1 protein-coding gene is annotated in these 281 nt (G+C 50.2%); it reads left to right on the top strand.

Annotated features, from left to right (window positions below):
• A partial coding sequence (locus tag AAEZ05_RS28310; protein ID WP_350649885.1) for a hypothetical protein occupies positions 1-281 on the top strand: 281 nt, incomplete at both ends.

The following is a 281-nucleotide window of genomic DNA, read 5'->3' as shown; positions in this document are numbered from 1 at the left end:
CCACACCACCCATACGCTCTCAGGTGTGCAGCAGACTCTGAATGCGCTGTCGGAAAAACTATCCCAAGAAGAGCAAAGCGCAAAGAGTCAGTTGATCAGCAGCTTTGGAGCGCTGAAAAAACGTCTGGAGTCCTGCGGCGAAACGTTGATCGACAACTTCGCCAGCAAGGTGCGTAACGACGTTTATGCACGAATTGAAAAAGATATAAGTAACGACGCTTTCAAAATCGCCCTCACCGAACAGCTTGAAGTTCAGCAGCGACAGCTGAGCAAGCAACTGC

This window comes from Pseudomonas sp. HY13-MNA-CIBAN-0226, from assembly GCF_040310305.1.
In the GTDB taxonomy this organism is placed as follows: domain Bacteria; phylum Pseudomonadota; class Gammaproteobacteria; order Pseudomonadales; family Pseudomonadaceae; genus Aquipseudomonas; species Aquipseudomonas gregormendelii.
Note: the sequence above shows the minus strand (reverse complement) of the source record. Positions and strands in the feature narration are given on the sequence as shown.